We start from the raw sequence: 7,939 nt of genomic DNA, 5'->3' as shown, positions 1-7,939 counted from the left end.
CTGACTCTTAAATAAAAAGAGCGATAGACGGGGCTCGAACCCGCGGTCTCGACCTTGGCAAGGTCGCGCGTTACCAACTACGCCACTATCGCATGTGTCTTGCTGAGGCGTGTCCCTCATCGACAAGACATATAATACCAGATATAATTGTACTTGTCAAATGTTTTTTTGAAAAAATTTGAAAAATTTATAAAAATATAATTCTGGCATGAAAAAGGGATTAAATATGATAATAGCGTAATACGTGTTCGGGATAATGTTGGTCTCCGTAGTCCCACGGTCCGGCTGTAGTATACAGTGGATTTTCTTCGGAACGTGCAGTCTCGCCGCTGGCGATCTTTGCGAAAGCTTCGGAACTTTCGACAGACCAGGAGGTGATTCCGGTTTTTTCGAGATAATTGAAGTATACATCTGCACCGAAATTGTACCCCTGAAGTGCAAGGCGGATATGAACCAGATCATCAGGCCCTGTGGCACCGGCTTTATTAAGGGCATATCTCAGCTCCTGAATGCCGCAGGAAATGGAGTAGTCTACATCAGTGATCCCATTAGGCACCTGTGGGTATTGGGTGTTGTAGGCACCTTCTGAAGACTGCATAACATCTGTACCCTGTCCGGAGCTTTCCTGCATCATGAGTGCAAGAATCAGATCAACATAATCTGACATATCATAATTCGCAGCCTCTGCTTCTACTTTACTGCGATATCCCTCACAGGTAGAGTTAATCGTATAGGTCTTTTGTTTATGGTTATCAACGGGACGAAGAACTGCAATGCAAAGAAGGAGTATACACACCAGTGCCAGAAATATTTTCTGGAGTCGTACCTGCTTTTGGCGATTCTTAAGCCGTTTATTTTTTGTAAGATTTATGTTTTTCTTTTGTGTTTTCATATTCTTATTGTAGCTTGTAGTGGGGAATTTGAAAAGAAAAAAATTCTAAGGATTTTCTTAAAATTTCGTGAAAAAACGGTATAAATTTGAAATGATGAATTTCTTGTGCTAAAATAAGCCCGAGTATAAGAGACAGGGAAAGCAAGTCTATGGAAACGAGGTGAAGCATGTGAAGAAAAAAGCATGTGCGATTTTAGTTGGGACAGTCCTGATCTGTCAGACAGCATCAGTTTATGGTGCGGTACAGGATTATCAGGCAGTGACGAAAGCAGATAAAGAAGATAACAAAACAATACAGACATTTCAGACAGAAGATGGCGACGGCAATGCGGTGACGGTTGCTGCCGTTCAGGATACTTTATATGTGACGGCGAAGGATGCCGGGATTTATTCAAAACCGGGTGAAGATACAGAGAAGCTGGCTGACGTCTCACTGGGAGATGAACTCATCCGCAGTGCTGTCTGCGACAATGGATGGAGTAAAGTTTCCTGTGAGGTGGACGAAAATCAGATAATTGGCTACATTCAGAATCAGATGTTGAGCGATACCGATCAGATTGAACCTGTCAATAAAGAAGTGGAGGTCAAGAGTGATGCCACAGTGCTGGATTATCCCGGAAGGAAAGATGGAGAGGTAATAGGAGAAGTTCTTGAACTTGATCAGGTAAAACAGACGGGAACGGTAAATAAGGTCTGGAGCAGGATTGAATATCAGAATGCAGACGGGACAGATGCGGTGGGATATATTCCTACAAGCTGTCTGAATCTTCCGGAGACCGCTGAGACAGAAGAAGATACGATTGATAAGGATAAAGATGCAGGAACACTTCATGAAAGTAAAGGCAAGGGTGTATTTGCTGATGCACTGGAAGAAGATGAGCAGAAAGTCACAGAAGAGAATGGAGTGCAGGTTGGCACGCCGATAGCAGCATCTTCAGATGCAAATCTTGTGGATCTGGGTGTGTTTAAGATAACACATTACTGCCCTTGCAGTATCTGCTGTGGCCCGTACGCAAATGGTATTACATCCACCGGTGTGACAGCGACGACGAACCATACGATTGCAGTTGATCCATCTGTCATTCCTTACGGAAGCAAAGTTGTGATCAATGGACAGGTTTATGTGGCAGAAGACTGTGGTGGTGCAATTAAGAACAAACGTATTGATATTTACGTTGCCACACATGCCGAGGGAGAAGCAAAAGGTACATATGATACCGAAGTATATCTTTTAAAATAAGAGGAGAAACATTTTACAGAAAAGTGTTTATAACAGAGAAAGGCAGGAACTCGAAGAAGAGCTCCTGCCTTAAAATTTGTTTCCTGAAATGTTTTTTATCGTGCCATCATATAGATTTTTTCCATATCTTTCATGTTGAGCTGTTTGAATACACCGATTGTACGGGTATCTTCGAAACTGCATTTGAAAGCCAGCTCATGAATCTGCTCATCTGTGAGATCCAGACCAAGTTCACGAAGATTTGTCGGCATGTGAATGGAACGGAAGAAATCTTCCATGGCTTCAATTCCGGCAAGTGCTGTGCTTTCGTAATCTGCAAAGCAGGGAATATCAAAAATGTTGGTTGCAAACTGTGCAAAACGTTCAGGGTTGGCATCATATACATAACGTGCCCAGCTTCCCCAGATTGCGGAAAGTCCGGCACCGTGTGTTACATCAAACATGCCGCCGAGTTCGTGTTCCAGCTGATGGCAGGCCCAGTCACCGCCACCAGTACCACATCCGGTCAGTCCATTGTGAGAAAGACTTCCTGCCCACATGATTTCGGCTCTTGCATTATAGTTACCAGGTTCATTCAAAAGGATACGTGCATTATAGATGACAGTTTGCATCAGAGATTCGCTGATGCTGTCTGTGATTTCCATGGTTTCAACGTTGACAAAATAACGTTCCATTGTATGCATGAGAATGTCCACACAGCCACTTTCTGTCTGATATTCCGGTAATGTATAAGTAAGACGTGGGTTCATCAGTGTAAATTTCGGGCGACAGAGGTCGCTGCGGGTGCTTCCGCGTTTCAGCCATCCGTCCTCGTTTGTGATGACACAGGAACCGCTCATTTCACTTCCGGAAGCTGCAATTGTAGGAATCGCACCGATTGGAATGCAGGCAGTTGGAACTTCGGTCTTTAAGAAAAAGTTCCAGACATCTGTCCATGGGTTTGCGACACCGTAGCCGATTGCTTTTGCGGAATCAATGACACTTCCGCCACCGACAGCGAGGATAAAATCTATGTTTTCCTTCCGGCAAAGAGAAATTCCTTCCCGCACTTTGGAAAGACGTGGATTTGGAACAACTCCGCCCAGAGTAACAAAATCAAATCCGGCATCTGTGAGACATTTTTTGATATCATCGATCAGACCGGATTTTACAGCACTTTTGCCACCATAATGGATCAGTATTTTGTGACAGTTATAATCTTTCAGGATTTCTCCTATTCTTAAATGTGTATCTTTTCCAAAAATCACCTTAGTCGGTGTGTAATATTCAAAACTTCTCATAGTGTAGTAATACTCCTTATTCAGAATCAGGCATAATACAATAAAAATATATCACAAATGTAACAGAAATTACAGAAAAAACGATGAAAAAATTAAGAAAAATGAAAAAAACATGTCTTTAAAAAGTTAAATAAAACAAATTCTCTTGAGGAAATCAGAAATCTCTCGTATAATAAAAGAGCAGAAACAGGAATAAATGCTGAAATTTTTTACAAAATAGTGTATATTATAAAGCAATGAAATATGAATCAGAAACGCAGGTGATAAGATGGAAGATGTAATCATCATCGGTGCGGGCCCGGCAGGGATTTCCGCAGCGTTATATACTGCCAGAAGTAATCTGAATCCAATAGTGATCAACAATGGAATCGGAGCACTGGCAAAAGCAGAAAAAATCGAAAACTATTATGGGCTGGAAGAACCGATATCCGGTGAAGAGCTTTATGAGCGTGGACTTGTACAGGCAAAGGCTCTGGGCGTGCGGATCATTGAGGCACAGGTGCTTGGAATCAAAGGTTTTGACACATTTACGGTGCAGACAACGGCAGGAGATTTTGATACAGTCAGTGTGATCCTTGCGACAGGAAGCAGACGGACTGCACCATCGATTCCTGGAATACGTGAGTTTGAGGGAAAAGGTGTCAGCTATTGCGCAGTTTGTGATGCGTTCTTTTACAGAAACCGTGAAGTGGCAGTTCTCGGAAACAGTGATTTTGCCCTTCATGAAGCAGAAGAACTTCGAAATGTGACCCCATCTGTAACCATCTATACAAATGGAAAGGAACCGGAGTTTTCCAGAGAACATCCGATTGCAGTCAATACCATGAAGATTCAGGCAATCGAGGGGGATGATCTTGTTTCAGGTCTTCGAATGGAAAATGATATCCATGCACAGGAAGACGGAGTAGCAGAAGCGTCCTTTTATCCGGCGGACGGTATTTTTGTAGCGCTCGGAACAGCCGGCAGTGCGGAAATCGCACGTCAGATGGGTGCTGAGCTGACCGATAAAGGAAATATTAAAGTCAATTCAGAGATGGAGACAACGATTCCGGGACTTTTTGCGGCAGGAGACTGTACCGGAGGGCTGCTTCAGGTATCGAAAGCGGTTTATGAAGGCAGCATGGCTGGAATCAGTGCCGGTAAATATGTCCGGCATAAAAAATAATCCACAGACTTGATAATATTACTGAAAACGCAGATACTAAATCACAGAATATAGAAAAGGAGAACAATTATGGCAAAAACAATTACTTCACAGAATTTTGAAGAAGAAGTTTTAAGATCAGAAAAACCGATTTTGATTGATTTCTGGGCAACATGGTGTGGGCCATGCATGCGTCAGGGCCCAATCGTAGAAGAACTTGCAGAGGAAGGTTATAACGTCGGTAAAATCGATGTAGATCAGGAAATGGGACTTGCGCAGCAGTTCAGGGTTGTCAGTATTCCGACACTTCTGATTTTTAAAGACGGCAAAGAAGTACATCGTCTGGTAGGTCTGACTGCAAAAGAAGATATCAAAAAAATTCTGGATGAATAATAGCGGGAAGGATTTGGGACATTCATGAAAATCTTACTTGCAGCATGCAATGCAAAATATATTCATTCAAATCTGGCTGTTTATGATCTGAAAGCATATTCCTCGGATTATGATAAGGAAGTCTTTCTTCGGGAATACACGATCAATCAGCCAAAGGATGAGATTCTTAAAGATATTTATGGCAGTGGAGCAGACGTTGTCTGTTTCTCCTGTTATATCTGGAATATTTCGTTTGTACGGGAACTGATTCGTGATCTGGCCAAAATTCTTCCGGAAATCGCTTTCTGGGCCGGTGGACCGGAGGTTTCTTATGATGCGGAAAAATTTCTGACAGAAATGCCGGAAGTGACAGGAGTACTGGTGGGCGAAGGAGAAAAGACATTCCACGATCTTCTCGAATATTACATAGACGGGAAGGGAAGTCTTGGAGAAATCAGAGGAATTGCCTATCGTGATGGTGAAGAAATACGGCATAATGGATGGCGGGAGCTGATGAATTTAAGTGAGATCCCATTTGTTTACCAGCATCTTGAGGAGTTTGAGAATCGTATCATTTATTATGAGAGCAGCAGAGGCTGCCCGTTTTCTTGTAGTTACTGTCTGTCTTCTATAGACAAAAAACTCAGATTCCGTGATCTGGAACTGGTAAAAAAAGAACTGCAGTTTTTTCTGGATCACAAAGTTCCACAGGTGAAATTTGTAGACCGTACATTTAACTGCAAACACGAACATGCCATGGCTATCTGGAAATATATTCTGGAACATGACAATGGTGTGACGAATTTTCACTTTGAAGTTTCGGCAGATCTTCTTCGTGATGAGGAAATGGATCTGATGGCAAAAATGCGTCCGGGACTGATCCAGCTTGAAATTGGTGTGCAGTCAACAAATCAGGAGACGATTCGTGCGATTCATCGTCATATGGATCTTGACAAGCTGGAAAGGTGTGTTGACCGTGTGCACAGCTTCCGAAATATTCATCAGCATCTGGATCTGATCGCGGGTCTTCCGTACGAGGATTATGATACATTTCACCGCTCTTTCAATGACGTGTACCAGATGAAACCGGACCAGCTGCAGCTGGGCTTCCTGAAAGTTCTGAAAGGTTCCCTGATGAAAGAAGAAGCGGAAAAATATGGAATTGTTCACAAAGAAAAAGAACCATATGAAGTGCTTTCCACGAAATGGATGCCGTACGGAGATGTGTTGAAGTTAAAAGCAGTGGAAAGTATGGTGGAAGTGTATTATAATAGTGGTCAGTTTCAGCATACACTGGAATATCTGGTTCCGCTGGCAAAAGATGCATTTACTTTTTATGAGAGTCTGGGTGCTTTTTATGAAAAGAAAGGTTACAGTGAAATTTCTCACTCCAGAATGAGACGTTATGAGATTCTGCTCGAGTATTTGCAGGAAGAAACAGATGTTTCAGTTGAGAAAGCATCGCAGAAGATGCTTTATGATCTGTATCTCAGAGAAAAACTGAAAAAACGTCCATCATTTGCGCCGGATCAGAAAGTATATGAGACAGCCATATGGGATTACAGAAAAGCAAATCACATTCCCAAAACGGCGCATATAGAAGTATTTGCGGACGGCAGAGCAGTTCTGTTTGATTATGAAAGACGCGATCCGCTGTCCAATAATGCGTACACAGAAACGATTCAATTAACAGCGTAGTTATTAAGGCAAAATTAGTTAATAATGTGATAAATGACACGAGGTGACAGATAAAATGGGAATGTTTGATCCAAAAAAAAGAAAAATCATCACAGCAGTGATTGCAGTGATCCTTGTTCTTGCAATGGTAGTTCCGAGTATTCTTTCTATTCTGCTGTGAGCACAGAGCAGAATGACGAAATAAGAAATACCGGAGGGAGATTATGAAATTAGGACAGCAGGCACTGGAGGCACTGCAGGCAGAAATCACGGGGAGACTGAAACCGGGAGAAGATCTGGTAGTAGCGGGAGAAATCGGAATATCTGGTACTCTGGTACTGATCAGCCGGGAAAAAGAAAAATTGCGTAAATATTTTTCGGAGAGTTTTCTTTATATGAGTACAGATACGCTGCAGAAATGTAAAGTTTCCAGAGAAGATGACTTCTGGATGGACAAGAGGATTTCTGCATTGTATTTTACAGAAGAAGGCGGAATCTTAAGCGGTCTCTGGAAGATGGCAGAGGCATCGGGAGTCGGTCTGGATGTGGATCTTCGGAAGATTCCGATACGTCAGGAGACGATTGAAGTCTGCGAACGACTGGATGTGGATCCGTATAAACTGGAGTCTGAAGGAACGGTACTTTTAGGCACCGGACAGGGGGATGCCCTAGTGCGTGAGCTTGAAGCACGGGGAATCCATGCGGCAGTGATTGGCCATACAGATAAAGGAAATGACCGGCTGCTTCACAGTGGAGAAATCACCAGATATCTGGAACGTCCGCGTTTTCATCACTCAGGAAAGGAAAAGAAACATGGCAAAGCTTAATATTGTATTGCTGGAACCGGAAATTCCGGCAAATACAGGAAATATCGGAAGAACCTGTGTGGCAACCGGCACAAAACTGCATTTGATCGAGCCGCTGGGATTCAGCATCAGTGAAAAAGCACTCAAAAGAGCCGGAATGGATTACTGGAAAGATCTGGATGTGACAACTTATCTGGATTATGAAGATTTTGTAGAAAAAAATCCCAATGCAAAGATTTATTATGCAACGACAAAAGCATTAAAAACTTATACAGATGTACAGTATGAAGATGATTGTTATATCATGTTCGGAAAAGAAAGTGCGGGAATTCCGGAAGAAATTCTGATGGAACATAAAGAAAAATGTGTCCGGATTCCGATGATCAATGATATTCGTTCACTGAATCTCAGTAATTCTGTGGCAATTGTGTTATATGAGGCGCTGAGACAGAATCAGTTTGACCACATGCAGCTTAAGGGACAGCTTCACAACCACACATGGGAATAAAAGCATATATAAGAAAAAAG

8 protein-coding genes and 1 tRNA gene are annotated in these 7,939 nt (G+C 42.5%); 6 read left to right on the top strand and 3 right to left on the bottom strand.

All coding sequences use genetic code 11. The annotated features are described in order from the left end of the window. Positions 1-19: 19 nt before the first annotated feature. Together DWW86_RS13280 and DWW86_RS13275 are read right to left on the bottom strand one after the other, a co-directional pair. Positions 20-92, bottom strand: a tRNA-Gly gene (locus tag DWW86_RS13280). A gap of 128 nt (positions 93-220) precedes the next feature. Next, complete coding sequence (locus DWW86_RS13275; protein ID WP_072521545.1) at positions 221-892, bottom strand: lysozyme family protein; 672 nt, start codon at positions 890-892, stop codon at positions 221-223. Positions 893-1,061: 169 nt separating this feature from the next. Here DWW86_RS13275 and DWW86_RS13270 point away from each other — a divergent pair, with 169 nt between their 5' ends. Then, complete coding sequence (locus DWW86_RS13270; RefSeq protein ID WP_286187731.1) at positions 1,062-2,132, top strand: 3D domain-containing protein; 1,071 nt, start codon at positions 1,062-1,064, stop codon at positions 2,130-2,132. 95 nt (positions 2,133-2,227) lie between these two features. Here the strand turns inward: DWW86_RS13270 and DWW86_RS13265 are convergent, their stop codons facing one another. Beyond that, the gene (locus DWW86_RS13265) at positions 2,228-3,412 is read right to left on the bottom strand and encodes an iron-containing alcohol dehydrogenase (RefSeq protein ID WP_072521543.1); all 1,185 of its coding nucleotides are present in this window, start codon (positions 3,410-3,412) and stop codon (positions 2,228-2,230) included. A gap of 268 nt (positions 3,413-3,680) precedes the next feature. Between DWW86_RS13265 and DWW86_RS13260 the strand changes: the two genes are divergently transcribed. The 5 genes from DWW86_RS13260 to trmL all read left to right on the top strand — a co-directional run bounded on the left by DWW86_RS13260 (position 3,681) and on the right by trmL (position 7,919). Further along, entirely contained in the window at positions 3,681-4,577 is an 897-nt protein-coding gene (locus tag DWW86_RS13260) for an NAD(P)/FAD-dependent oxidoreductase (protein WP_117943654.1), read from the top strand. A 69-nt stretch (positions 4,578-4,646) separates the two neighbouring features. Further along, on the top strand, positions 4,647-4,949 hold the full coding sequence (trxA, locus tag DWW86_RS13255) for a thioredoxin (RefSeq protein ID WP_072521541.1): 303 nt from the start codon (positions 4,647-4,649) through the stop codon (positions 4,947-4,949). Positions 4,950-4,973: 24 nt separating this feature from the next. Further along, positions 4,974-6,626: a B12-binding domain-containing radical SAM protein gene (locus DWW86_RS13250; RefSeq protein ID WP_117943653.1), complete on the top strand. Its 1,653-nt coding sequence runs from the start codon at positions 4,974-4,976 to the stop codon at positions 6,624-6,626. A 203-nt stretch (positions 6,627-6,829) separates the two neighbouring features. Continuing rightward, positions 6,830-7,432, top strand: coding sequence for an AIR synthase-related protein (locus tag DWW86_RS13245; RefSeq protein ID WP_072521539.1), 603 nt, complete (start codon positions 6,830-6,832; stop codon positions 7,430-7,432). After that, the gene (gene trmL / locus DWW86_RS13240; protein ID WP_072521538.1) at positions 7,419-7,919 is read left to right on the top strand and encodes a tRNA (uridine(34)/cytosine(34)/5-carboxymethylaminomethyluridine(34)-2'-O)-methyltransferase TrmL; all 501 of its coding nucleotides are present in this window, start codon (positions 7,419-7,421) and stop codon (positions 7,917-7,919) included. Before DWW86_RS13245 ends, trmL begins: the two co-directional genes overlap by 14 nt. The last annotated feature ends 20 nt before the right edge of the window (positions 7,920-7,939 follow it).

The organism is Ruminococcus sp. AF17-22AC, from assembly GCF_003460065.1.
Lineage (GTDB): Bacteria > Bacillota > Clostridia > Lachnospirales > Lachnospiraceae > Blautia_A.
Note: the sequence above shows the minus strand (reverse complement) of the source record. Positions and strands in the feature narration are given on the sequence as shown.

Excerpts from the sequence above, each read along its gene's own strand:
- DWW86_RS13260 (WP_117943654.1), top strand. The coding sequence starts at position 3,681 with ATGGAAGATGTAATCATCATCGGTGCGGGCCCGGCAGGGATTTCCGCA.
- DWW86_RS13275 (WP_072521545.1), bottom strand. The coding sequence starts at position 892 with ATGAAAACACAAAAGAAAAACATAAATCTTACAAAAAATAAACGGCTT.
- DWW86_RS13265 (WP_072521543.1), bottom strand. The coding sequence starts at position 3,412 with ATGAGAAGTTTTGAATATTACACACCGACTAAGGTGATTTTTGGAAAA.
- trmL (WP_072521538.1), top strand. The coding sequence starts at position 7,419 with ATGGCAAAGCTTAATATTGTATTGCTGGAACCGGAAATTCCGGCAAAT.
- DWW86_RS13245 (WP_072521539.1), top strand. The coding sequence starts at position 6,830 with ATGAAATTAGGACAGCAGGCACTGGAGGCACTGCAGGCAGAAATCACG.
- trxA (WP_072521541.1), top strand. The coding sequence starts at position 4,647 with ATGGCAAAAACAATTACTTCACAGAATTTTGAAGAAGAAGTTTTAAGA.
- DWW86_RS13250 (WP_117943653.1), top strand. The coding sequence starts at position 4,974 with ATGAAAATCTTACTTGCAGCATGCAATGCAAAATATATTCATTCAAAT.